This is a genomic window from Providencia sp. PROV175 (genome assembly GCF_032707045.1).
Taxonomy (GTDB): Bacteria; Pseudomonadota; Gammaproteobacteria; order Enterobacterales; family Enterobacteriaceae; genus Providencia; species Providencia hangzhouensis.
The window spans coordinates 1-25,442 of the sequence record NZ_CP120533.1; the positions used below are offsets into that span (position 1 = coordinate 1).

At 40.7% G+C, this 25,442-nt stretch carries 16 protein-coding genes and 1 pseudogene; 13 read left to right on the forward strand and 4 right to left on the reverse strand.

The window, feature by feature from the left end; all coding sequences use genetic code 11:
* Positions 1–386 precede the first annotated feature (386 nt).
* From dnaA to P3L44_RS00035, 7 genes are all read left to right on the forward strand, one after another.
* Entirely contained in the window at positions 387–1,778 is a 1,392-nt protein-coding gene (gene dnaA, locus P3L44_RS00005) for a chromosomal replication initiator protein DnaA (RefSeq protein WP_004906241.1), read from the forward strand.
* 5 nt (positions 1,779–1,783) lie between these two features.
* Positions 1,784–2,884, forward strand: coding sequence for a DNA polymerase III subunit beta (gene dnaN, locus P3L44_RS00010; protein WP_004906243.1), 1,101 nt, complete (start codon positions 1,784–1,786; stop codon positions 2,882–2,884).
* Positions 2,885–2,893: 9 nt separating this feature from the next.
* A complete protein-coding gene (gene recF, locus P3L44_RS00015) occupies positions 2,894–3,988 on the forward strand; it encodes a DNA replication/repair protein RecF (protein WP_004906245.1) in 1,095 nt (364 codons plus the stop codon).
* Positions 3,989–4,006: 18 nt separating this feature from the next.
* Positions 4,007–6,421 carry a DNA topoisomerase (ATP-hydrolyzing) subunit B gene (gene gyrB / locus P3L44_RS00020; protein WP_140172677.1) on the forward strand — a complete coding sequence of 805 codons (2,415 nt, stop codon included), beginning with the start codon at positions 4,007–4,009 and terminating at the stop codon, positions 6,419–6,421.
* Positions 6,422–6,719: 298 nt separating this feature from the next.
* Entirely contained in the window at positions 6,720–9,617 is a 2,898-nt protein-coding gene (locus P3L44_RS00025; protein ID WP_140172678.1) for an autotransporter domain-containing protein, read from the forward strand.
* A 210-nt stretch (positions 9,618–9,827) separates the two neighbouring features.
* On the forward strand, positions 9,828–11,411 hold the full coding sequence (locus tag P3L44_RS00030) for a phosphoethanolamine transferase (protein WP_140172679.1): 1,584 nt from the start codon (positions 9,828–9,830) through the stop codon (positions 11,409–11,411).
* A 69-nt stretch (positions 11,412–11,480) separates the two neighbouring features.
* Complete coding sequence (locus P3L44_RS00035) at positions 11,481–11,828, forward strand: DUF1622 domain-containing protein (RefSeq protein WP_140172680.1); 348 nt, start codon at positions 11,481–11,483, stop codon at positions 11,826–11,828.
* 70 nt (positions 11,829–11,898) lie between these two features.
* On the opposite strand, the gene asd is transcribed toward P3L44_RS00035, so the two are convergent.
* The 3 genes from asd to P3L44_RS00050 all read right to left on the reverse strand — a co-directional run bounded on the left by asd (position 11,899) and on the right by P3L44_RS00050 (position 13,744).
* Positions 11,899–13,005: an aspartate-semialdehyde dehydrogenase gene (gene asd / locus P3L44_RS00040; RefSeq protein ID WP_140172681.1), complete on the reverse strand. Its 1,107-nt coding sequence runs from the start codon at positions 13,003–13,005 to the stop codon at positions 11,899–11,901.
* Positions 13,006–13,340: 335 nt separating this feature from the next.
* Positions 13,341–13,481, reverse strand: coding sequence for a type B 50S ribosomal protein L36 (gene ykgO, locus P3L44_RS00045; protein ID WP_004906260.1), 141 nt, complete (start codon positions 13,479–13,481; stop codon positions 13,341–13,343).
* A 2-nt stretch (positions 13,482–13,483) separates the two neighbouring features.
* Positions 13,484–13,744, reverse strand: coding sequence for a type B 50S ribosomal protein L31 (locus P3L44_RS00050; protein ID WP_004906261.1), 261 nt, complete (start codon positions 13,742–13,744; stop codon positions 13,484–13,486).
* Between the two features lie 251 nt (positions 13,745–13,995).
* Between P3L44_RS00050 and nagK the strand changes: the two genes are divergently transcribed.
* The 5 genes from nagK to P3L44_RS00075 all read left to right on the forward strand — a co-directional run bounded on the left by nagK (position 13,996) and on the right by P3L44_RS00075 (position 23,796).
* A complete protein-coding gene (gene nagK / locus P3L44_RS00055) occupies positions 13,996–14,907 on the forward strand; it encodes an N-acetylglucosamine kinase (protein WP_140172702.1) in 912 nt (303 codons plus the stop codon).
* Between the two features lie 389 nt (positions 14,908–15,296).
* A complete protein-coding gene (locus P3L44_RS00060) occupies positions 15,297–15,935 on the forward strand; it encodes an OB-fold-containig protein (RefSeq protein ID WP_272662498.1) in 639 nt (212 codons plus the stop codon).
* A 75-nt stretch (positions 15,936–16,010) separates the two neighbouring features.
* Positions 16,011–18,212 carry a flotillin family protein gene (locus P3L44_RS00065; RefSeq protein ID WP_140172683.1) on the forward strand — a complete coding sequence of 734 codons (2,202 nt, stop codon included), beginning with the start codon at positions 16,011–16,013 and terminating at the stop codon, positions 18,210–18,212.
* 80 nt (positions 18,213–18,292) lie between these two features.
* Positions 18,293–23,230 carry a DNA repair ATPase gene (locus tag P3L44_RS00070; protein ID WP_272662500.1) on the forward strand — a complete coding sequence of 1,646 codons (4,938 nt, stop codon included), beginning with the start codon at positions 18,293–18,295 and terminating at the stop codon, positions 23,228–23,230.
* The gene (locus tag P3L44_RS00075; RefSeq protein WP_140172685.1) at positions 23,230–23,796 is read left to right on the forward strand and encodes a rhomboid family intramembrane serine protease; all 567 of its coding nucleotides are present in this window, start codon (positions 23,230–23,232) and stop codon (positions 23,794–23,796) included. The genes P3L44_RS00070 and P3L44_RS00075 overlap by 1 nt, the downstream gene beginning before the upstream one ends.
* Before the next feature lie 6 nt (positions 23,797–23,802).
* Here P3L44_RS00075 and P3L44_RS00080 read toward each other — a convergent pair whose 3' ends face one another.
* The gene (locus P3L44_RS00080) at positions 23,803–24,465 is read right to left on the reverse strand and encodes a helix-turn-helix transcriptional regulator (protein ID WP_140172686.1); all 663 of its coding nucleotides are present in this window, start codon (positions 24,463–24,465) and stop codon (positions 23,803–23,805) included.
* A gap of 74 nt (positions 24,466–24,539) precedes the next feature.
* Between P3L44_RS00080 and P3L44_RS00085 the strand changes: the two are divergent.
* Positions 24,540–25,349: pseudogene (locus P3L44_RS00085) on the forward strand (MFS transporter); the annotation flags it as partial.
* Between the last annotated feature and the right edge of the window lie 93 nt (positions 25,350–25,442).

The window sequence follows — 25,442 nt, forward strand, 5'->3', positions numbered from 1 at the left end:
CGCAAGGATCTTCAAGAGATCTAAAAATATTTTTTGATCATACAGAATATTTACCGTAAATCGTCTAAAGTTATCCCCAGCATGTGGAAAAATGACAGCAAATTAAGATAACCCGGTCTATTTCTTCTTTATAACGGGTGCCTTATCACATTTACCTGTGGATAAAAAGCATAAAAACTGTGTAAAAGAATGGAGATCTCTGACTAATTTTGCGGTATGATCGCAGGTCTATTTCTGATCTAACGATCGGCAATATGCAGTAAGTAAGAGTTAATCTAAAACATTTTTGGGTCATGCTACTACATGCGATTAAAAGTAAGCCCGAGAAATTTCTTTGTTTACATCCGTACTTCTTGTTCCATTGACCTTGTTTAGGGGAGTCCAACGTGTCACTTTCGCTTTGGCAGCAATGTCTTGCCCGATTGCAGGATGAACTACCTGCCACAGAATTCAGTATGTGGATACGCCCCCTTCAAGCTGAATTAAACGACAATACACTGGCACTTTATGCCCCAAATCGTTTCGTTCTCGACTGGGTTAGAGACAAGTACATCAATAATATCAATGAATTATTGAATGACTTTTGTGGAACTGACGCGCCTGCACTACACTTTGAGGTAGGCAACAAACCGATTACAGTCGCACCGGCAGCAACACAAGCTCGTACCGCTCAACAAGTACCTGCGTTTGCCGTTCCGTCAGCCCCAATTAAACCGAGTTGGGACAACTCAGCCAAAGTACAACCAGAAGTTGCTTATCGTTCAAATGTAAACCCTAAGCACACTTTTGATAACTTTGTTGAAGGTAAATCGAACCAATTGGCTCGCGCCGCAGCGAGGCAAGTGGCAGAAAATCCAGGTGGGGCCTACAACCCATTATTTCTTTATGGTGGGACTGGTTTAGGTAAAACCCACTTATTACATGCTGTCGGCAATAGTATTATGCAGCATAAAGCCAACGCTCGCGTGGTTTATATGCATTCAGAACGTTTTGTTCAAGATATGGTCAAAGCTCTACAGAACAACGCAATTGAAGAATTTAAACGTTATTACCGTTCTGTAGATGCATTGCTTATTGACGATATCCAGTTTTTTGCTAACAAAGAGCGCTCGCAAGAAGAGTTTTTCCATACTTTTAATGCGCTACTTGAAGGTAATCAACAAATTATTTTGACCTCCGACCGTTACCCCAAAGAAATTAACGGTGTGGAAGATCGCTTAAAATCGCGTTTTGGCTGGGGTTTAACCGTGGCAATCGAGCCTCCTGAGTTAGAGACTCGCGTGGCGATTTTAATGAAAAAAGCAGATGAAAATGAGATTCAACTTCCGGGTGAAGTGGCCTTTTTCATCGCCAAGCGCCTTCGTTCGAACGTTCGTGAGTTAGAAGGGGCGTTAAATCGTGTCATTGCCAACGCAAACTTTACTGGCCGCGCGATTACTATCGATTTTGTCAGAGAAGCACTGCGTGACCTATTAGCACTACAAGAAAAACTGGTAACTATTGATAATATTCAAAAAACAGTTGCTGAATATTATAAAATTAAGGTAGCAGATTTACTGTCTAAACGCCGTTCCCGTTCTGTCGCACGTCCGCGTCAAATGGCAATGGCACTGGCGAAAGAGCTGACTAACCATAGTTTACCTGAAATCGGGGATGCCTTTGGCGGCCGTGACCATACCACGGTGTTACATGCTTGTCGTAAAATTGAACAATTACGGGAAGAAAGCCATGACATCAAAGAAGATTTTTCTAATTTAATCAGAACATTATCATCTTAATTGCTATGAAATTTACAATAGAACGCGAGCAGTTATTAAAACCGTTACAACAGGTTAGTGGTCCTTTAGGTGGGCGTCCAACTCTGCCTATTTTAGGTAACCTTTTATTACAGGTAAAAGAAGGCACCCTCCAACTCACTGGAACCGACCTTGAAATGGAGATGATGGCCAATGTTGCCCTAACTGGGGAACATGAAATTGGCGCAACGACCGTGCCCGCACGCAAGTTTTTTGATATCTGGCGTGGGTTACCTGAAGGTTCTGAAATTCATGTAGAGCTGAATGATGACAGACTGCTCGTCCGTTCTGGGCGTAGCCGCTTTTCATTATCTACGTTGCCAGCCGCTGACTTTCCAAACTTGGATGACTGGCAAAGCGAAGTGGAATTTTCTCTTCCGCAATCAATACTGAAACGTTTAATTGAAGCAACTCAGTTTTCAATGGCGCACCAAGATGTCCGCTATTACCTCAACGGCATGCTATTTGAAACCGAAGATCAAATGCTCAGAACCGTTTCAACCGATGGGCACAGGCTCGCCGTGTGCGCGATGGATATTGGTCAATCGCTACCTTCTCATTCAGTGATAGTGCCTCGTAAAGGGGTAATTGAGTTAATGCGTTTGTTAGATGGCGGTGATACTCCTCTACAGCTGCAAATCGGCAGTAATAATATTCGCGCTCACGTGGGGGACTTTATCTTTACCTCTAAATTGGTTGATGGCCGTTTTCCTGATTACCGCAGAGTACTACCGAAAAACCCAGATAAAACCTTAGAAGCACGCTGTGATTTACTTAAACAAGCATTTTCGCGTGCGGCTATTTTATCGAATGAAAAATTCCGTGGTGTCCGTCTGTATTTCAGTGAAAACCAATTACGCATCACTGCCAATAACCCAGAGCAAGAAGAAGCTGAAGAAATTGTTGATGTAAGCTACCAAGGTACTGAAATGGAAATTGGCTTTAACGTCAGCTACATCTTAGATGTCTTAAATGCGCTAAAAAGTGAAAATGTGCAACTTCTGTTAACCGACGCCGTTTCCAGTGTGCAGATTGAAGACGCTGATAGTAAAGCAGCCGTGTATGTTGTCATGCCAATGCGCTTGTAATCGGTATTTATGATCCTTTCGCGTTTATTGATCCGTGATTTTCGAAATATTGAAAACGCGGATCTCTCCCTTGCTAATGGGTTCAATTTTTTAATTGGCCCCAATGGGAGCGGAAAAACTAGCATATTGGAAGCCATATATACACTCGGTCATGGTCGTGCATTTCGCAGCATTCAAGCGAACAGAGTTATTCGTCATGAGCAAGAACAATTCATTCTTCATGGTAAACTTAGCCATTTAGATGAACAGCGAAACGACCTTTCATTAGGTTTAAGTAAAAACCGTGATGGTGACAGTAAAGTTCGAATAGACGGTACTGATGGCCATAAAATTGCAGAACTAGCAAAATTATTGCCAATGCAATTGATTACCCCAGAAGGGTTTACCTTGCTAAATGGTGGCCCTAAATATCGGCGGGCTTTTATTGATTGGGGTTGTTTTCACAATGACCCACTGTTTTTTTCAGTATGGTCAGATTTAAAACGGTTATTAAAGCAACGTAATGCCGCTTTACGACAAGTTACCCGTTATGAGCAAATTCGTCATTGGGATAAACAACTGGCACCGCTTTCTGAGCAAATAAGCCAATGGCGTCATAACTATATTGCAGGTATTGCCGAAAATATTGAGCAAACTTGCCAACAGTTTTTACCCGAATTTTCACTCTCGGTATCCTTCCAACGTGGTTGGGATAAAGAAATTGATTATTCAGAACAATTAGAGCGCCAATTTGAGCGTGATAGAGCACTAACCTATACCGCTTCAGGGCCACATAAAGCGGATTTGCGTATACGAGCAAATGGAACCCCTGTTGAAGATATGCTTTCGCGGGGGCAATTGAAGCTACTTATGTGTGCATTAAGGTTAGCGCAGGGTGAATTTTTCACCCATCAGAGCGGGCAACGATGCCTGTATCTACTGGATGATTTTGCTTCTGAACTTGATGCAGGCCGTCGCCAATTGCTGGCAGCCCGCCTCAAAGCTACACAAGCGCAAGTGTTTGTCAGTGCCATTACACCTGAGCAAGTTAATGATATGATAGATGCAAATAGCAAGATGTTTAGTGTAGAACATGGCAAAATAGAAGTTCAACCTCAGGAATAGAAAGAGCAGGAAACGTTGATGTCGAATACATATGACTCCTCAAGTATCAAGGTATTAAAAGGACTGGATGCGGTGCGTAAGCGCCCGGGCATGTATATCGGTGATACAGACGATGGAACAGGTCTTCATCACATGGTTTTCGAGGTTGTCGACAACGCTATCGACGAAGCCCTCGCAGGCTTTTGTGATGATATCGTGATCACTATCCATGCCGATAACTCTATCTCCGTACAGGATGATGGACGTGGTATCCCTACAGGTATCCACGAAGAAGAAGGCGTCTCCGCCGCAGAGGTTATCATGACCGTTCTGCACGCTGGCGGAAAATTTGATGACAACTCCTATAAAGTCTCCGGCGGTTTGCACGGTGTTGGGGTTTCCGTTGTTAACGCCTTATCTGAAAAATTAGAATTAGTTATCCGCCGTGATGGCAAAGTTCATGAGCAAATCTACAAACACGGTGAGCCTCAAGGGCCTCTGACTGTAGTCGGCGAAACCGACCAAACAGGAACACGCGTTCGTTTTTGGCCAAGTATGGACACCTTCAAAGGTGTGACTGAATTTGAATACGACGTCTTAGCAAAACGCTTACGTGAGTTATCGTTCCTAAACTCAGGTGTTTCTATTAAGCTCGTCGATAAACGCGATGGCAAAGAAGACCATTTCCATTATGAAGGCGGTATTAAAGCCTTTGTTGAGTATTTAAGCCGTAACAAAACCCCTATCCACCCTTCTGTCTTTTATTTTTCAACTGAAAAAGACGGTATTGGCGTCGAAGTTTCAATGCAGTGGAATGATGGTTTCCAAGAAAACGTATACTGCTTCACCAATAACATTCCTCAGCGTGATGGGGGAACTCACCTCGCTGGTTTCCGTGCAGCAATGACGCGTACATTGAATAACTACATGGAAAAAGAAGGCTATCAGAAAAAAAGCAAAGTCAACGCAACTGGTGACGATGCACGTGAAGGCCTGATTGCCGTTATTTCAGTGAAAGTTCCAGACCCTAAATTCTCATCACAAACCAAAGAAAAATTAGTCTCTTCCGAAGTGAAAACTGCGGTTGAAACGATGATGAATGAGAAATTAGTTGAGTATTTACTGGAAAACCCAAACGACGCGAAAATCGTTGTGGGTAAAATCATCGATGCAGCACGTGCACGTGAAGCAGCACGTAAAGCCCGCGAAATGACTCGCCGTAAAGGCGCGTTAGACTTAGCTGGCTTGCCAGGTAAACTGGCTGACTGCCAAGAACGTGACCCTGCGCTATCTGAACTGTACCTTGTGGAAGGGGACTCCGCGGGCGGCTCTGCAAAACAAGGCCGTAACCGTAAGAACCAAGCCATTTTGCCACTGAAAGGTAAAATTCTAAACGTAGAGAAAGCGCGTTTCGATAAAATGCTTTCTTCACAAGAGGTTGCAACCCTGATTACGGCATTAGGTTGTGGTATTGGTCGCGATGAATATAACCCAGACAAACTGCGTTATCACAGCATCATTATCATGACGGATGCGGACGTCGATGGTTCGCACATTCGTACGTTACTGTTGACCTTCTTCTACCGCCAAATGCCTGAAATTGTTGAACGTGGTCATATCTTTATCGCTCAACCACCACTGTATAAAGTGAAACGTGGTAAACAAGAGCAATACATTAAAGATGACGATGCGATGGACGATTACCTGATTTCTATCGCACTTGATGGTGCTGAACTTCATTTAAGTGCCGAAGCTCCAGCAATGAAAGGCGAAGAACTGGAAAAACTGGTTGTCGAATATAATGCCGCACACCGTATTATTCGTCGTCTTGAGCGCCTTTACCCTCAAGCCCTACTTAACAACTTGGTTTATCAGTCAACCTTGACTGAAGATGATTTAAAAGTCAGCGAAAAAGTGGAAGAATGGGCTAAAACTCTGGTTAAGCGCTTAGAAGATAACGAGCAATTCGGTAGCACATATAGTTATACCATTAACGAAAACCGTGAACGTCAATTATTCGAACCAACTATCCGTATTCGCACCCATGGTGTTGATACCGACTATAATCTCGATTTTGATTTTGTTCATGGCAGTGAATACCGCCGTATCACTCATTTAGGTGACTTAATCAGTGGCTTAATTGAAGAAGGTGCTTACATCAAGCGTGGTGAACGCCGTCAAGATATCAGTAACTTCGAAGAAGCTTTGGCTTGGTTAACACGTGAGTCACGTCGCGGCCTATACGTACAGCGTTATAAAGGTCTTGGTGAAATGAACCCTGAGCAACTTTGGGAAACCACCATGAACCCTGAGACGCGCCGTATGATGCGTGTAACGGTGAAAGATGCAATTGCAACCGACTTACTATTCACCACATTAATGGGTGATGCTGTTGAGCCGCGCCGTGCATTTATCGAAGAGAATGCATTAAAAGCAGCAAATATTGATATTTAACTATTCTGCTAATTAAACGTTATTCAATAACCCCATACGAAAGTTTGGGGTTATTTTTTATGATTTTTTTTATAGCTATTATTTTATTTTTACCATTTAATCCAACCAATAATAAAATAATAAAAAAACAAAACCAATCAATAAAAAGCCTCTTCGTAAAAAACAAAACAATTAAAAATAAAACTTATCACTTTAATTAATAACGGTTTTTTATTTTTAAAACTGTCATAAAAGATAAATATATTATAAATAAACTCCGCCAAATGAAATTTTTACCAATAGCATCGGCGGAGTTATAATGAGAAAAATTTTTATTTCAGCATCAATGACCTTATTGCCATTCATATTCACCAATACTCTAACAGCAAAAACGAATCTTTTAGAATTAGAGAAAAATATTATCGATACAAGAAATGCATGGCTTGAAGATATAAAGCACAATATTATTAATGATACACCTAAAGAAGGTAGCGAAGTTGCTGAGCAAGATAGGCTGATTAGTAACGAATACATCAATATTACAGGTGAAAGGAAAAATTTAGCACTCGCGGATAAATCCCAAAACTCAGGTTATTTATTTAATAGTTATCAAACCATCCTGTTTGGCGAACATGATATTAACCTAAGAAACCATAGCCAATACAAAGAAATCAATTTATTACATGACACAAGTACTCGTGCTTATGATGAAAAAAAGCAGCGTACTCGGTCAGTCGATTTTATTCTTAAAGACCATTTTAAACGCGGTCGCCCTTATCAAGTGTTGAATGATGAAGGCCATTATATTGCGGGCTACTCACAAATACAGGGCTCATCTTACCCTAGTGGCCATACGTGGAATGGTTTTAAACAAGCTGCCGTATTAGCGATGATTTTCCCTGAAAAAGGCAGTGAAACGTTCAACCGAGCGATTGAATACGGTGAAAGCCGCGTGATTGTTGGCGCACACTTCGCCACCGATACCATCGCTTCCCGTGTAGGTAATTATTATTTATTATCACAGCTACTATCCGATGAAAAAAACACCAAATTCATTGTTGAATCGGCAAAAAATATTCGTAATGACATTTCATCATCATGTTCAAATAACATACAAAATTGCCTAACCGTTTCTTCCCCTATTACCAATGACCACATTGGTTATTATGGAAAAAAAGAAATACAAGATACACCAATGATCGCCCCTAAAAATATCCCTAAAACGGCGGGTTATTTACTTCGATTACGTTTCCCTTACTTGAATAATGCACAATGGAATAATATTTTAGCCAGCACGGCATATCCAAGCCAGTCAATTGCGGGTTGGAATATCAAAGAAAATGATCCGAACTCTTATTGGGGATTAATTAACCTACCTACGGCTTATCATGGCCCCGCTTATTTATATGAAAACTTTATCGTCAACCAAAACACTAATGACTTTGATATTGCTAATTTTGGAAAGTTAGATGAATGGACAAACAATATACAAGGCACAGGAAAGTTAACGAAACAGGGCCAAGGAACATTAGTATTATCTGGTAACAATACCTTCGGAGGCTTTACAGTAAACCAAGGCCATTTAGTCTTAACGGGTGAAAATAAATACTCGCAAAAATCCTATATTAATGGCGGAACCGTCACCCTGAAAAAAACCTTAAACTCTTCATTAGATATCAATAAAGGCGCGCTGGTCCTAGATAACGGCAAAATCGGAGCTTCCGTCAATATTAACCACCACGGTTTACTAACGGGCAATGGAAGCATTCATCAATTAACCGCCAACCAAGGCGCTGTTGTTGCACCAGGCCATTCAGTTGGCACAATTAATATTGTTGATTCCGTGAGTTTTGCACCAGATAGCCATTATTTGGTTGAAATCAATCCAGCAGGTAAAAACGATAAGATCATCAGCCAAGGCTCAGCTTCATTAAAGGGCGGGACCGTCAGTGTCACTCTTGAAAATCAAAATAGCCCGCTTTCTAAGCAAGATATCAACCAACTATTTGATACACAATATACGATATTAACTGCTCAAAAAGGGATTGATGGCCAATTTGATGCCGTTGTACCTAATTACCAGTTTATTGGAACGACGCTAAATTACTCCCCCAAAGAAGTCACACTTAAAATAGGGCGTAATAACACGGCATTTTCCAGCACGGCTGCAACACAAAACCAAATCGCAGTGGCTGAAGCCATTGAAACACTTCCTACGCACCATGCGCTTTATGAACAAACGTTGAAAAGCCAAACAAAACAACAAGCTCAAACGATATTTAGCAATGTCACAGGCCAAATATACGCTGACGTATTATCCAATCAAATAAATAATAGCCGTCAGATTAAAGAAACACTACTTGAGCAAGCTCGCTTATCTGAATCATGGGGCAGCGAAAACAAAAGCAATGTGTGGGTCAAAATGCTCTATGATTGGGATAAAACGACCGACGATAACAATGCCACTGGGTATAAATCATCAAATTATGGTTTATTGCTTGGGGCAAATCGACGTTTTATTAACGAAAAAATGACATTAGGTATCGCCGCAGGTTTTAGCCAAAGTGACTTATCTAACCACTTTGACCACGCTAACAGTAATAACTACCATGTCGCCATTTATGGTAGCGCTTTATGGCAACCTATCGCAGTTCGTGCAGGGCTCGGTCACACTTCACATCTCATTCATACCGAACGCTCAATCAGTGATGGTACAAGTCACTCATCGAGCTATTATACCAATACACATCAAGCATTTATGGAGCTGGCCTATCCAATTAACTCAAAAGGGATAAATATTGAGCCATTTACCAATCTCACTTATATCAGCGCAATGAATCATGCTATTAATGAGAACATCAACAGCACATCACTACAGGCACGTAAACAGCGCATCAATACGGTGTTATCAACCCTTGGGCTACGCCTTGATAACCAATGGAAATTGAGTAAAACATCCAATATCGGTTTACACGGTGAGCTTAACTGGCAATATCAATACGGGAATTTAAATAGAGGACTAAAATTGAATTTTACCGATACCCCGAGCTCATTTACAACGCATAGTGTTCCTGCATCACGCCATGGTGTCGCATTAAAAGTCGGTACCGATATCAATATAAAAGAAAATACTAAGCTATCAATTAATTATAATAAATTTTTATCAAAAAATTATCACGATAACAATATTGATGCCAAAATTGCGGTAACTTTCTAACTCAATACTTTACCTCCCCTCGCAACTTGTGGGGGGCAGGTCATGACTAAACATCACGAGATTTTACAGTTTTTTACGCCACTATTTTGATTATCTTATCTTTTTTTATGTTATAAACAAACAACGCCCTAAGTTAATTAGATGTTAATTAACTATTTTTTAATTGTCTCTATAACCTCAGGTAAGGTCAAAAATACGTAAAATAACACTATGATACGCCAACTTATTATTTCAATTTATGCATTATTGATATCTATCACCCCTGTATTTTTCAGTGGAGATGCCAGCATTATGGCTGACATTGCCATCGTCATTTCAGGGGCGCTGATAATACTGTTATGTGCCGGTATTTATCGCTTTTTGCTTGGCAAAATTTTCACTGTGTTTGTTTCACTCCTGTGGGCTCTCAATTTATCTGTTTCATTCTTCTTTTATCAAAAACACGATATCCGCTTTTCTTCTTCGATTGCAGAAACTTTTATCAATACCAATAGCAGTGAAACCGTAGGAATGCTTTCCTATAACATTGGTTATGTTATTTTTTATTTATTTGTTTTTTCTGCTTATTTAGCATGTATTCATCAATGTGCAAAATACATGAATCGTCGTATAACAACGACAAGTATGGCTCTACTTTGTGGCTATCTATTAGCTATTCCAACCTATTACGCCTCATTACTAAGCAAGCCTGATAGCGCGTTATTGATCACAGAAAAATACTTCTTAAATACCCCTTTCTACAATGCGGCGGCTTTAGTCAAAAATTTATATGAAAACAGAGGCATAAAAAAAATATCATCACAAAAGGTCGCATTTAACTACCAGAAAAAAGCATCTGAAACTGAAATCTATGTTCTTGTCATTGGTGAGTCATTGCGCCGTGATCATATGGGTTTTTACGGCTATCAGTATAATACAACGCCTAACTTAAATAAGCGCAAATCACAAATATTGGCGTTTCAACAAGCTTATTCCCCTGCACCTGTGACTATCTTGTCAGTCCCTATTTCACTGTCTAATATTCGCTTTGAGCAAATGCAGGATAAATCACACTATTCGGACAATATCATTTCATTAGCCAATCATGCGGGCTTTAAAACCTATTGGATCAGCAACCAGGGAAAAACCAATAAACGTACCAGTATCATTTCTGCTATTGCTTCTATGTCACAAAAGAAAACGTGGAACGAATTTGTCGGCTACGATGAAGAGCTGCAAGCTGACTTCAATAACGCGATCAATGACCCTACTGATAAGAAAAAACTCATTGTGTTACATACTTATGGCAGCCATGAACCTGCCTGTAACCGTTTTCCTGAAGATGAGCTAAAAAAATTTAGCGGCCAAGACGATGACGATTGCTACGACAGTTCAATTGCTTATACCGATAAATTTATCGAAAGCCTAATGCAACAACTCGAAGGGAAACCTGCGACGTTGATGTACTATTCAGACCACGCATTACAACGCCTAGACAGCGATAACAATATTCACTACCACCATGGCGTTAACAACCCAAGAAAAGAAGCCTATGAAATCCCCTTGCTGATTTGGTACAGTCAAAGCGCCAGTAAACCAAGTATCAGCCCAGAAAATTTACAGTCTCCCTATTCTACTGCGAATAATTATTGGCTAATCAGTGATTGGCTTAATATACAACAAGGTTCACAGCAAGCTTGTTTATCACCTTTACGTGAATGTTATCAACCCAATAAAAATATTCAGGTAATCGATGGCAATCGAAATATTTTATCCATTAGCCAATTACCTTCTGAGACGATAGATCCACAATAAAACTCGATATTTTGCGAATATTTGCCCATAGTTAACAAATATGAATTCTGCTTACCTATCGAGGTTTTAATGTTCGATTTAGTTTTTTTACGTGAATTACTGGTGTCTAGTGTTCACGTACTCCAGTTACTTTTAGAAGCAATTTCAGTCATCTGCGTGGTGATTGGGTTAATCAAGACCCTAATCGTGTGGATGAAAACCCAAAAAGCACGTACCGCTCGCTATTGTTTTGGTGATTGGTTAGCGACTGCATTGGAGTTCCAACTCGCTGCGGATATTTTAGCAACGACTGTCGACCCTGATTTAGATAGCCTCATCAAATTAGGTATTATTGCCGTGATCCGAACATTCTTGAACTACTTCTTGGCAAAAGAGTTAGAACACCAGCCACCGCAGAATGAACCTGATCGTCAGTAATTTAGGTATAAAAAAACCTGCATATTGAATTATGCAGGTTTATCGAATACGACTTATCGCTGTGCCGCGCTTATAATAAAATTCTTAGCATACGGCGAAGAGGCTCGGCGGCTCCCCACAATAATTGGTCACCAACCGTAAAGGCAGATAAGTATTCAGGGCCCATATTCAGTTTACGCAAGCGACCAACAGGAGTGCTAAGCGTACCAGTAACTGCCGCTGGAGTTAACTCACGCATAGTAATTTCGCGGTCATTAGGAACCACTTTCACCCAATCATTATGTGAGGCAAGCAATTGCTCAACTTCATTCAACGGAACATCTTTTTTCAGCTTCAATGTGAAAGCTTGGCTATGACAGCGCAGCGCACCAATACGTACACATAAACCATCAACTGGAATAATGTTATTGCCTGTTGCAAGAATTTTGTTCGTTTCCGCTTGACCTTTCCATTCTTCACGACTTTGACCGTTTTCTAATGCTTTATCAATCCATGGGATCAGGCTACCCGCTAATGGTACGCCGAATGCATCCGTTGGCATTGTGCCACTGCGAGTGAAATCTGTGACTTTTTTCTCGATATCTAAAATAGCGGAGGCCGGGTTTTGGAGTTCTTTAGCCACTTGCGTGTGCAAAGACCCCATTTGTGCCAGAAGCTCGCGCATATTGCGTGCCCCAGCCCCTGATGCCGCTTGATACGTTGCCACAGATGCCCATTCCACTAAATTATTAGTGAACAACCCACCTAAAGACATCAACATTAAACTTACCGTACAATTCCCACCGACAAAGGTCTTAATGCCTTTATTTAAGCCATCTTGGATATGTTGGTTATTCACGGGATCCAGAATAATAATCGCATCATCTTTCATACGTAATGAAGACGCAGCATCAATCCAGTAACCATTCCAGCCAGACTCACGCAGTTTAGGATAAACTTCATTCGTGTAGTCGCCGCCTTGGCAGCTAATAATAATATCCAATGCTTTTAGTGCATCGATATCAAAAGCATCCTGTAAAACGCTACGATGGCCACCATAAACCGGCGCTTCCGCACCCTGTTGTGACGTGGTAAAGAAAACAGGACGGATCGCATCAAAATCACGTTCTTCTACCATTCTCTGCATCAATACTGAGCCGACCATTCCTCGCCAGCCAACAAACCCTACATTTTTCATTTTCACTCACCCTGTTCGTTTGAATTTTCACCAAAAAATTTCTAGTTTCGACCCCACAAAGTAAATACCGTCATTGTTATCATTCATTCAGTATTCACAAAAATTGAAGCTAGAAATTTTTCGCATGTATTAAACCTGACAAAATATGCATCTATGTGCAAGTGAATTTCATCACTAATAATAAGAAGATTAGTAATCATGCTAATGATCGAGGGAATCAGTGGACAAAAAAACAAATAAAAAAAGCCACGGCAGAGAGCAATAATCTGCAATGGCTAAGCAAATACAATATAAAGCGATACAGGAAATTTTATAATTATATTTAAATTCAATAATTAACGTTTTTTCTTACAGCCTTGCACTGCTTTAAAACGCGGGTTTGTTTTGCATATCACATACACCCGGCCACGGCGGCGAACAATTTGGCAATCTGGATGACGGGTTTTTGCCGTTTTTAATGAACTCAGTACTTTCATCTTTATTTACCCTCTGACTGTAAAAAACGACCAAAACGCTTTTGAAACTGTGCCGTTTTACCTTCCTGTGAAATCATTTTTTGTTTACCGGTATAAAACGGATGCGACTGAGAAGAGACATCAAGCGTGACATACGGAAATATTTCACCCTCATACTCGATTGTTTTTTCGGTTTTTATTGTTGACCCTACTTTAAAATAGGCATCTGCACTTGTGTCATGGAAAACCACGGTACGATATTGTGGATGGATCCCCTGTTTCATAATAACCACCTAAATGTAATGTTATAATATAACAATAACGCATTTAAAATAGTGGTGCAATTATTTTTTATTCAAAAAGGTTCAAAAAGGCTAAAAGTTAAGAAAAGGTGCCATATACAAAATAAAAACCAAAACAGTAATTTATCCTCTGATGAACTTTTGTATAATTAGATCAGTAGATTCCATCATTTATTATTTATCAAATAGATACGTTATCTTTTTAATAAATAAACCATTAGGGGAAGATGAAAATGTATTACGGCTTTGACATGGGCGGGACAAAAATTGAACTTGCCGTCTTTGACAACGAATTAAATCAGGTCTGGCAAAAGCGTGTTCCTACACCCAAAGATGACTACCAAACGCTCTTAAATACATTTCTCGAGCTCACACAAGAAGCAGATGAAAAATTTAACTGCCAAGGAAAAGTAGGTGTTGGCGTTCCCGGTATCGTAAACCATGCTGAAGGAACCGTATTTACAACCAATGTCCCTACTGCACAATACAAACCTTTAATTCATGACCTTGCAAATATATTACAACGCCCAGTAAAAGTAGAAAATGATGCAAATTGCTTTGCATTATCAGAAGCTTGGGACCCTGACTTCAAACGCTACCCTACCGTCCTTGGTTTAATTTTAGGGACAGGTGTGGGCGGTGGGTTTATTATAAATGGCAAAGTTTTATCTGGTAAAAATGGAATCGCTGGAGAAATAGGCCACATGAACCTCAGCGTTCGTGGAGCCAAGCTATTAGGGGAAAAAGTTCCTGAAATAACTTGCGGCTGTGGCCAAATTGCTTGTTTTGAAACCTACCTATCAGGCCCAGGCTTTGAGCGTATTTATTCCTCATTCACCAATGAAAAACGTTCCGCTATCGAAATTATCGAACAATATAAACAAGGTGATATTCAAGCAAAAGAACATGTTAACCGCTATATGTCATTACTTGCGATGTTTATGGGGCAAATTGTCACTGTTTTTGACCCCGATTTAGTGGTTATTGGCGGAGGTTTGTCACAGTTTGAAGAGATCTATAAACAACTACCAGAAGTGCTTCCACAATACCTTTATGGCATCGCAACACTACCTGCAATTGAAAAAGCACGTTATGGTGACTCTGGAGGTGCACGAGGTGCGGCATTCCTGAACTTGATAGACTAATCTTACTTTTTTGCGCTTCATAGATGCTTTAAACAGTGAAGCGCAAATTTATCACCTTAATCAACTCTATTCTCCCCATTTTGTACTTTAAACCCCCATTCTTTGTTTGAGAATGATTATCATCAACTTAACGATTAATGGTAAAATTCTCTCCTATCAATGCCCTGTTATTATCGATAAGACTTTAGGAATAACTTCACCAAATAAAACTGGATAAACAACCAGTGTTATAAGAAACTCCCAAAAAATAAAAGTGCTTATAGACTAGTCTGATACTGCTATTAATTAAAAAATATATTATTAAGTTAAATTATTTTATGGTGATAAATTAAACAAACGTTACTTTTCACGTAAACTCAATAATGTATTAATAATAAAGAGAAAACCCTATGAGTTTGTTTTTCCATAACAGTTTGATGTTCCCAACAATTATCTTTAGTGGTTTGCTAATCATTGTTTTATTTTATTGGTTATGTGCCGCTTTTGGTTTATTGGATATCGACGTATTTAATATTGATACCGAATTTGATGCCGGTATTGATGCAACAGGTTTCGCAGGCTGGTTAACCAAGCTTGGCTTAGCGGGGATCCCAATCACCATTATTGTCACGTTATTTACTCTTTTTGGCTGGATAATCAGTTATTTCAGCGTACATATCTTTATTCGCTTCATTGATACTGATTTATTACGTTATCTCGTCAGCTTCGCCGTTTTTGCGATCACCCTATTTATCTCTCTTCATTTAACCGCTTTGTGCTTAAAACCTGTGCGCAAAAAATTGGTGAATCTCAATAAACCTAAAACAGTACAACAGCTTATCGGTAAATACGCCACAGTACGTTCAGGAACGGTAAATGAACAAAATGGCGAGGCACTATTAGAAGATGGCGGGGCTGGGTTAATTTTACAAATACGCGCCCCATCCTCCGAGCAGTTAAAACGCGGTGATCGTGTTGTCATCATTAGCTATGACGCATCATCGCACAGTTACCAAGTTGTCAGTGAAAATGAGTTTCGCCACGGATAACTTCACTTTTAAAAAATAAATATCTTGCTTGCATAATCGAAATGACGTCATCGTCAGAACCAATGGAGAATTAATATGGATTTGGCTGCACTAATGCCCTTTTTAACCATTATCGGGGGGATCATCCTAGTTATTCTAGGCTTCTTTGGATTATTCAAAGCCTTCTATATCAAAGTTCCACAAGGTACTGCTTTGATTGTCAATGACATGTCGTCACAGCCTAAAGTACATTTTACTGGGGCATTAGTTTACCCTGTCATCTACAAAAAAGAATTCATGCGTATTTCTTTGCTAACACTTGAAGTTGATCGCCGCGGTAAAGATGGCTTAATTTGTCATGATAACTTACGTGCTGATATCACCGTTGCTTTCTATTTGCGAGTGAATGAAACGACGGAAGACGTGCTGAAAGTTGCAAAAGCTATCGGTGTTGACCGTGCATCAGACCATCAAGCGGTCAGCACGTTATTCAGTGCAAAATTCTCTGAAGCCTTAAAAACAGTAGGTAAGCAACTGGATTTAGCCACTTTATTTGAAAACCGACAAGACTTCCGTGACCGCATTGTTGATGTGATAGGAAAGGACCTTAACGGCTACGCCCTTGAAGATGTAGCTATTGATTACCTAGAACAAACACCTAAATCAGCCTTAGACCCAAATAATATCTTTGACTCCGAAGGTATTCGTAAAATTACTGAAATCACCGCAATTCACAATATTGAGACCAACCAAAAAGAGCGTGACCAAGAGCTCGCAATTCAAAAGAAAAATGTTGAAACTCGCGAAGCAAGTTTGGCTTTAGAGCGCCAACAAGCCGATGCCGAAGCACGCCAAAAGCGTGAAATTGATAATATTCGTGCACGTGAACAAGCTGAAACTTTACGTGTTCAAGAAGAAGAACGCCTTAAAGCAGAGCAAGCACGTATTCAAACCCAGCAAGAAATTGAAATCCGCGAAGAAAACCGCATGCGAGAAGTTGAAGTCGCACAACAAAACCGTACTCGAGCTGTAGCTATCGAAGAAGAACGAGTGAGCCGCGCACGTGAACTTGAGATTGTTGCCCGAGAAAGAGAAGTTGAGTTACAACGTATAGAAAAAGAAAAAGCACTCGAAGAAGAACGCAAAAATATCTCCAATGTTATACGTGAGCGTGTAGCCGTTGAAAAAACCGTGGCACAAGAAGAAGAGCGCATCAAAGAAGTTCGTGAAGTCTCTGAAGCTGAACGCATGCGCCAAGTCACCGTGATTAACGCACAGGCAGAAGCAGAAGAGTCACTCGTTCGCCAAGTGAAAAAAGCCGAAGCTGATGAAGCCAGTGCTAAACACCGTGCAGAAGAAATAAGCACCATGGCACAAGCAGAACTCGAAGCATCGGCAAAGCAAGCTGAAGCCAAAAAACGCTTAGCGGAAGGGGTTGAAGCCGAACACGCGGCATTAGGTTTAGCAGAAGCTCGAGTTCGTCAAGCAACTGCAGAGGCAGAAGAAAAAGAAGGTCTTGTTCTTGCCAATATTACGGCTGAGAAACTGTTAGCAGAAGCACGTGGGCTGAAAGAAAAAGGCTTAACGGAAGCTCAGGTTATGGAAGCTAAAGCTAAAGCAGAGCAACAACAAGGGTTTGCTGAAGCAAAAATCCTTGAAGAGAAATTAGCAGCCCAAGCTCGTGGTGAAGAACAGCAAGCAAATGCTAAAGAAAAACTAGGCTTAGCTGACGCGAAAGTACTGGAAGAAAAACTGGCAGCACAAGCTCGAGGGGAAGGACAATTAGGTTCAGCGCAAGCCGAAGTTATCCGCCAACGCTTGAAAGCTGAAGCCGATGGTTTAACCGACAAATTTAAATCAATGGATCACCTCAGCGATACCGCACGTTCACATGAAGAGTTCCGTATGCGCCTTGAGAAAGAGTTCGAACAATCCATGGCCTCTATCGACGCCAATAAAGAAATTGCCCGCGAGCAAGCTGATGTACTGGCTGCAGCACTTAGCAAAACCAATATTGAAATTGTGGGCGGCGACGGCAGCTTCTTCAATACCTTCTCTAAAGCACTAAGCCTCGGTAAAGCGGTTGATGGCTTTATGGATAAAAGCAGTTTCGCAAAAGAAAATGTTGAAAAACTCATTAATCGTAGCAAAGAAGACAAAAAAGTTGATATTGCCGCATTATTGAAAAACCCCGAAGTTCAAGATCTTATAAACGGTTTTATGGCAGCTAAAGGGGTTAATCAGCCAGCAAAAACGGTCATATCAAAACCGATTCCACCAACGGATGACCAACTGTAAACCTTTAGCACATTGGGGTAGTGAACCTACCCCTATTGTTTTTCATTTTTATTGTCTTAGTTAAGGGAATTCGCTGCGCAATGTCAGATATTCAGGATACGGATCGCGAACAAGAAATACTCGATAGTGCTGTTGCAGAAGGTGGTGCTTATGAAATATTACGCAAACGCCTGACCGACCAAGGGCAACAACTTCATCAAAAAGCCGCTCAACTCAATGAAATGCGGTTGGATGAATTCGGCCAGAGCCAAATGGATATCATTGGCCGCATTCGCATTCGTACTGAAAATAATTGCCAAGCAAGGGACATTGTCCGCGTTGGCGAGTGGCTTTTATTTGGCTATAACGTATTCCTCGGCCTAAAAAAAGAAACGCACCTCGAAGATGTATTTTCACTATATCGGTTAATTGAAAACGACAATGAGTTTGATGTTGAAGCAGTCCCTTATGAAGATACCTTCTTGAGTGATAATCGCTTTGTTCAAGATTTTACTGAACTCTATACCTATTATAAGAACACACAGTTATTGCAACTTGTTGAACGGGACGGCAAACTTCTTGCTAGTTTTCAAATTGGCGATCGCATCACGGACGTGCGAGTTTTTCGCTGGTCAATCTCCAGCGACAAACGCAAAATTGAGTATATTGATAACCGGGGTGAACGCGATATCGCCCTCCCACCAGCCTATGACTTTGAATGGCAAAAAACCACGCGAGAAGACACCGTTAACGGCCGATACCCTCACATCAATATTCTTGACACAGTATTCATTGAAACTATCGGCGGTGATTTAACCATCAAGTGTGAAAATAACACTGAAGATGGTTTGGGGATTTACCGAGAAGCGGTTCTTGATAAAAACCAATCACTAGACGACGCCCAAATTGAATACGCACAAACTGGCAGTTTAATTATCTTAAAAGTTTTACCTTATCGGGAAGAAACTTGGCGTTATTTAGTTTACAACACGTTATCCCAATCCGTACAACGTATTGATGCTATTGGGCAAGCGTGCGTCCAGTTACCAGAAGACCACGGTATTATTTTCCCTGGCGGTTACTACTTACAAAATGGTGATTATAAAACGTTTGAACAGCCTATGGATGGAATGCATTTTCGCCGTTTACGTCGTTCCCCAAATGGAGAGGATGTTCTATATGTTTTCTATTCTCCAAATCAAGGTCGTATTGCCCTATTCAATTACAATTTAATTGAACGAACACTTTCAATTCCACTCATTGGGCATGGTTATGCCATGCTGGAAGATGGAAAAATGGTGTTATTTGAGGGCGAAGGGGAAGAAGCGACTCGCGTTCACCCAATGCAAGTTTGGCAGACCCCATTTTACTCAGAAGAGTTTGCCGACAAACAGCCTACTCGTAGCGGTTTTTTAGGCCGTATAGGCAATGCAGACTTAGTTCGTGGTATTTCTGAAATATTGCATGTATCCAAAGAAATAGAAGGCAGCCAAATTTCTATTGCTCGCTACGAACAACTTAGCCAACAAGCAAAAAATTTACTGGATATTTATTACTGGTTTGGTGATGAGCAATGCCTTGGTATTGGTAAATTGCTTAAAGAAATCAGTCAAACAAGTGAACTCGTCCTTGATGAATATGAAAAGGTCGAAAGCATACGGCAGCAATCTGCCAAATCAATGAATGAAGCCATCAGCCGCCAAAAATCACTGCTTTCATTAACATTGCCTGAAAGTTGGGCTGATATTCAACAATTTGTTGATGGCTTAAATGCCCTGAGTGCTCAACGCGGTCACTTGATTTCACTGCGTGAATTTCGCTATATGGATTTAGAAAGACTTAGCGAAATGGAAAGCGAAATAGAGAAAAATCAACAATATGTATCACAAGAAACCGCTGTTTTTCTTGCTAGTGATAAAGCGTTACAGCCCTTTAAAACACAATTAACTGTTTTTGAAGAACAAATAGAAAAAGCCCAAAACAGTGCCCAGCTAGACATTCCCATGAAAGATATGGAAAAAATGTCTGCTGACTTAGATATGCTTTCAAACCTAATGGCATCACTAAGCTTCAACGATGTTACACAACAAACCCACATTATTGATGCTATTTCTCAAATCTATGCTCAGTTAAACCAATCCCGAGCTCGCTTACAACAAAAACGAAAATCACAAAGCAATGTAGAAACTGTCGCACAGTTTGGTGCACAATTTCGCCTATTCAGCCAAGGCATTACCAATGCACTATCTCTTGCCACCGACCCTGAACGTTGTGATGATCAGCTATCAAGATTACTTGTTCAATTAGAAGAGCTCGAAAGCCAATTTAGCAGCCATGATGAATTTCTTGATGATATATTGGCAAAGCGTGAAGAATTACTCGAAACCTTTGAATCTCATAAACAAGTTCTTATTGATGACCGCCAGCGCCGCGCACAAAATTTAGTTACTGCTGCAGACCGTCTACTAGACAGCCTGCAACGACGAACAACTCGTTTACAGTCTCAAGATGAACTCAATGCTTTCTTTGCCTCAGACCCTCTGGCGCTTAAAACCCGTGAAATTATTGAAAAATTAAGGGAAATTAACGATAACGTTAAAGCTGATGATATTGACGCACGCCTGAAATCTTCTCGGGACCAAGCCATTCGAGTTTTACGTGATAAAACAGATATTTTTGAAAATGGTGGAAATGTCATTAAGCTCGGGCGTCACCGGTTCAGTGTAAATACCCAAGAGCTCGACCTCACCATTTTACCGAAAAATGAACAACTATGGGTTTATCTCACCGGGACAGATTTCCAAGAACCAATAGAAAATGAACAACTATCACAGTTAAAACCTTATTGGAGCGCCTCATTAGAGTCTGAATCTGATACGGTTTACCGCGCGGAATATCTTGCTTATTCAATTATCTATGCCGCAACAAAACGCCAAGAAGGGCTAAATTTTGATATACTAAAAAACGCATTAACATCAACGGAAAAACTTGAAAAAATTGTCCGTGATTTTGCGAGCCCACGTTATAAAGAAGGTTATGAAAAAGGTATTCATGACCACGATGCTGTTGCTTTACTGAAAAAACTACTGCCAATCGGTGAAAGTGCTGATCTATTACGGTATAGCCCAACAGCCCGTGCTATCGCAGCTATTTATTGGCAACAAGTTCAAAATGACGATTTTCCTGCACTATGGCCTGAACGTGCAAGAACAGCCATGAATATTCACCAATTATTCCATAATGACAATGCATTACTTGACCTACAAGCCGAAATCGAAGCGGGAATTAGCTTGTTTTTACAAGATAACCCCATTCAATGCCAAGCTTATGAGCAGACTCAAGCCGCCGAATATCTTAGCTTTGCACTTGCAAGAACCCCGATAGAACTCGTCTATAGCAAATATGCAAGAGAATTAGTTTTAGCACTCCAGAGCCGCTTAGAAGAAGCCCATATGTGGGGAGACTTTAATCGCTCACAACAAAATTTAGGGGCTCGCTATGCCCAGCGCTGGTCATTAGTTCAAAACTGGTTACAAGGGCTGTGCTCAACCCCTGAATTTTCTCACCTTGTTCCATACATACCCGGTGCTATTGCCATTATTATCTTAGATAAAGCTGCTTCCGCTCGCTTTAGTGAAGCTGACCTTTACTTTAAAGTTAACGGGTTACTTGGCGAACATGCGACCATTGAAAACCAAACTCTATCACTGAGTTTAGATAACTACTTCAGCCGTATGCGAGGGCAACGGAAACGTTTTATCCCCGAATTTCGTCAGTATCAAGCACTGCGCCAACAGATTGTTACTGAAGAGCGTAGCCGTTTAAAACTGCATGAATATAAAGCAAAACCACTAAGTTCTTTTGTACGTAATAAACTGATAAACGATGTCTATTTGCCTATCATAGGCGATAACATGGCAAAACAAATTGGGGCTTTAGGGGAAGGTAAACGCACTGACCTCATGGGGCTACTCTTAATGATCTCACCACCAGGGTACGGTAAAACTACCTTAATGGAATATGCCGCAGACCGTTTAGGGCTAATTTTTATGAAGGTCAACGGCCCTGCTCTTGGTCATGATGTGCTTTCTCTAGACCCTGAACAAGCGCCTAATGCAACGGCAAGACAAGAGCTAGAAAAACTCAATTTAGCTTTAGAAATGGGTAATAATGTGATGTTATACGTTGATGATATTCAGCACACTCACCCTGAGTTTTTGCAAAAATTTATTTCCTTATGTGATGGAACAAGACGTATTGAAGGCGTTTGGAAAGGCAAAACCAAAACTTATGATATGCGGGGTAAAAAATTCAGTGTCGTTATGGCAGGTAACCCCTATACCGAGTCAGGGGAAGTTTTCCGAATCCCTGATATGCTTGCAAACCGCGCTGATATTTATAACCTTGGTGAGGTATTAGGTGGTATGGATGAAGCATTTTCCCTGAGCTATATAGAAAACAGCCTGACATCAAACCCAGTATTAGCCCCTCTTGCATTACGAGACCTGAACGACCTGTACTTATTTGTTGATAAAGCGATGGGTAAATCTGTCTCTACCAACACTTTAAGTTACCCGTACTCTGATGCAGAAATTAATGAAATCACATCGGTAATCAGTAAATTAATCAAGTTACGAGATGTTGTATTGAAAGTGAATCAACACTATATCGCCAGTGCAGCACAATCCGATAAGTACCGGACAGAACCCGCATTTCGCTTGCAAGGTAGTTACCGTAATATGAATAAGCTCAGCGAAAAAGTCTCTTCCGTTATGAATAATGATGAACTTGAAAGATTACTAGATGACCACTACTTGGGTGAGGCACAGCTGCTCACAACCGGCGCAGAAGAAAACTTACTCAAACTCGCTGAGTTACGAGGAACACTTACCGAAAAAGATGCAGCACGTTGGCAACAAATTAAGAAAGACTTTATGCGTAATAAATCTTTAGGTGGTGATAATACAGATATTGGTGATCGGGTTGTTGGTCAGTTAGCGTCGCTTGTTGAAAGTGTACAAGCGCTGGGTAACCACTAATGAAATATTTACAAGGGCATCCTCGCATTAAGCTATTAGTCTGCATTGTCGCAATTTTTATTGCGGTACAGCTTATTAATAGCTTAATGGCTGGGGGGTTAACTTCATTCGGGATTATACCTCGCACTATGACCGGGCTCATAGGTATATTCTTTGCCCCATTTATCCATGGTAATTGGGGGCACTTATTCAGTAATTTACCGCCATTTATCATACTAAGTGCCCTATTACTGCACCGTACTATTAAGGCATATTTGCTTGCATCACTGTTTATTATTGTTGTTGGGGGTTTTACTGTTTGGTTATTAGGTCGTAATGCTATTCATATCGGTGCCAGTGGTTGGGTTTTTGGTTTATGGGGCTTACTCATCGCCCAAGGTTTTTTCCGCCGAAGCTGGGTTGATATAGCTATCGCGTTATTAGTGCTATTCTATTTTGGCACAATGGCTAGCGGCTTATTACCGACTCACTTGTACATCTCAACTGAATCCCATATAGCAGGGGCTATTGCTGGGGTCATCTATGCATGGCTAAGCAAGAAAGGTTATTCGATATCGTCCAAATAACTTTAATTAGCCTTTAACCTTTACACGATACACACAACGTCCAGCACCATTTAATAAGTACTGTTCGCGCTCAATGCTACCATCATCACCCACAATCTCACTGAACAACGCCAATTCCGAACGACAAAAGTTTTGGCAAGCGGTGGCTGCTGCACAAATTGGACAATGGTTTTCGATAAACAACCAACTGTCATCATCTTGTTCAACCTTCGCCATATACCCTTCTTCGCTACGCACTTCAGCCAGCTCTTCAAGCCGCTCAGCTAATGGTAAATTTTTACAACGGGCAAAATATTTTTCTCGGCTTTCCATTTCCCTTTGGCTAATCAGCTTTTCTAGCCCTTCATCACCAAAAATAGTTTGAACAGAATTAATTAATTGAAGAGCAAGTTGCGCATGAGTATCAGGAAAACGTTGATGCCCTAATTCCGTTAACACCCAATTTTGCCGAGGGCGCCCTGCCCCTGTTTGTGATAAGCACTGCGCACCTTCAACTAGCCCCAACGAAGTGAGTTTTTGAATGTGTTGCCTTGCAGCTTCCCCAGTCATATTTAAGTCATTTGCGATCACTGCGGTAGAAATTGGTCCTTTAGTTTTGATACAAAATAGAACCTTATCCACAGCCTGCGTTAGATTTAAATTATCAAAGTAATTACTTGCATTAATCATTATGCGACTCTATTATCCAAGCGATTGCTTGTATAATACATCTTTTTCTACTATTCCGTCTAGCGGGTCTCTCTATGAGCAATGAAACATCAACCGTATCTCAAGCCAAGTGGGCTGATTTACTTAGTGGCACCAATGCATTACTCACTATCGCCTTAACTGGTGGTGTTGCGCTACACGCTATCAATATTTATATCGTAACAACCATATTGCCTAGTGTTGTTAATGATATTGGCGGTCTTGAATATTATGCATGGAATACCACTTTATTTGTGGCAACATCAATTGTCGGTTCAGCACTTTCCAGTAAAGTATTAGACAGCTTTGGGCCTAAATTTTCTTATTTATTCGCACTCATTCTCTTTTCTTTAGGGTCTATTTGGTGTGCAGCTTCCCCATCAATGCTAGTGTTGCTGGGAGGCAGGGCATTACAAGGACTGGGTGGCGGTATTTTATTTGCTCTGAGCTACGCATTAATTCGCATTGTTTTTACTGAAAACTTATGGTCCCGAGCCATGGGTGTCGTTTCGGGTATGTGGGGAATAGCAACACTCTGTGGCCCTGCAATTGGAGGTATTTTTGCTGAAAGTGGCCATTGGCGTTGGGCATTTTGGGCTTTACTACCTGTCGCTATTTTTCTAGCGCTCATTGTCATCAATCAACTCCCCAAAAAACAATCCCAGGCACCAAAAACTAACAAAATCCCATTCTTAGCGATTTCTTTGTTAGTGATATCCGTTCTTGCTATTTCAATTGGAAGTTTGTCTGACAGCTTATTCATGAACCTTATTGGTTTATTAATTGGCCTAGCCATACTGCTGACGATTGCCTTACTCGATGGCAAAAATGAAAAACGTTTATTACCGACAGAAGCCTATTCACTCTATTTGCGATTAGCCCATTACTCGCAACTATATTAATCCGAAAAATAAAATAAAGTGTAAAAGGGAGCCTAAGCTCCCTTTTAGATAAAAAAT

Coding starts and splice junctions, on each gene's coding strand:
- ykgO (WP_004906260.1), bottom strand. CDS start 13,481: ATGAAAGTACTGAGTTCATTAAAAACGGCAAAAACCCGTCATCCAGAT.
- P3L44_RS00065 (WP_140172683.1), top strand. CDS start 16,011: ATGGATTTGGCTGCACTAATGCCCTTTTTAACCATTATCGGGGGGATC.
- P3L44_RS00060 (WP_272662498.1), top strand. CDS start 15,297: ATGAGTTTGTTTTTCCATAACAGTTTGATGTTCCCAACAATTATCTTT.
- P3L44_RS00035 (WP_140172680.1), top strand. CDS start 11,481: ATGTTCGATTTAGTTTTTTTACGTGAATTACTGGTGTCTAGTGTTCAC.
- P3L44_RS00075 (WP_140172685.1), top strand. CDS start 23,230: ATGAAATATTTACAAGGGCATCCTCGCATTAAGCTATTAGTCTGCATT.
- P3L44_RS00070 (WP_272662500.1), top strand. CDS start 18,293: ATGTCAGATATTCAGGATACGGATCGCGAACAAGAAATACTCGATAGT.
- dnaN (WP_004906243.1), top strand. CDS start 1,784: ATGAAATTTACAATAGAACGCGAGCAGTTATTAAAACCGTTACAACAG.
- P3L44_RS00030 (WP_140172679.1), top strand. CDS start 9,828: ATGATACGCCAACTTATTATTTCAATTTATGCATTATTGATATCTATC.
- P3L44_RS00050 (WP_004906261.1), bottom strand. CDS start 13,744: ATGAAACAGGGGATCCATCCACAATATCGTACCGTGGTTTTCCATGAC.
- asd (WP_140172681.1), bottom strand. CDS start 13,005: ATGAAAAATGTAGGGTTTGTTGGCTGGCGAGGAATGGTCGGCTCAGTA.
- gyrB (WP_140172677.1), top strand. CDS start 4,007: ATGTCGAATACATATGACTCCTCAAGTATCAAGGTATTAAAAGGACTG.
- P3L44_RS00080 (WP_140172686.1), bottom strand. CDS start 24,465: ATGATTAATGCAAGTAATTACTTTGATAATTTAAATCTAACGCAGGCT.
- nagK (WP_140172702.1), top strand. CDS start 13,996: ATGTATTACGGCTTTGACATGGGCGGGACAAAAATTGAACTTGCCGTC.
- P3L44_RS00025 (WP_140172678.1), top strand. CDS start 6,720: ATGAGAAAAATTTTTATTTCAGCATCAATGACCTTATTGCCATTCATA.
- recF (WP_004906245.1), top strand. CDS start 2,894: ATGATCCTTTCGCGTTTATTGATCCGTGATTTTCGAAATATTGAAAAC.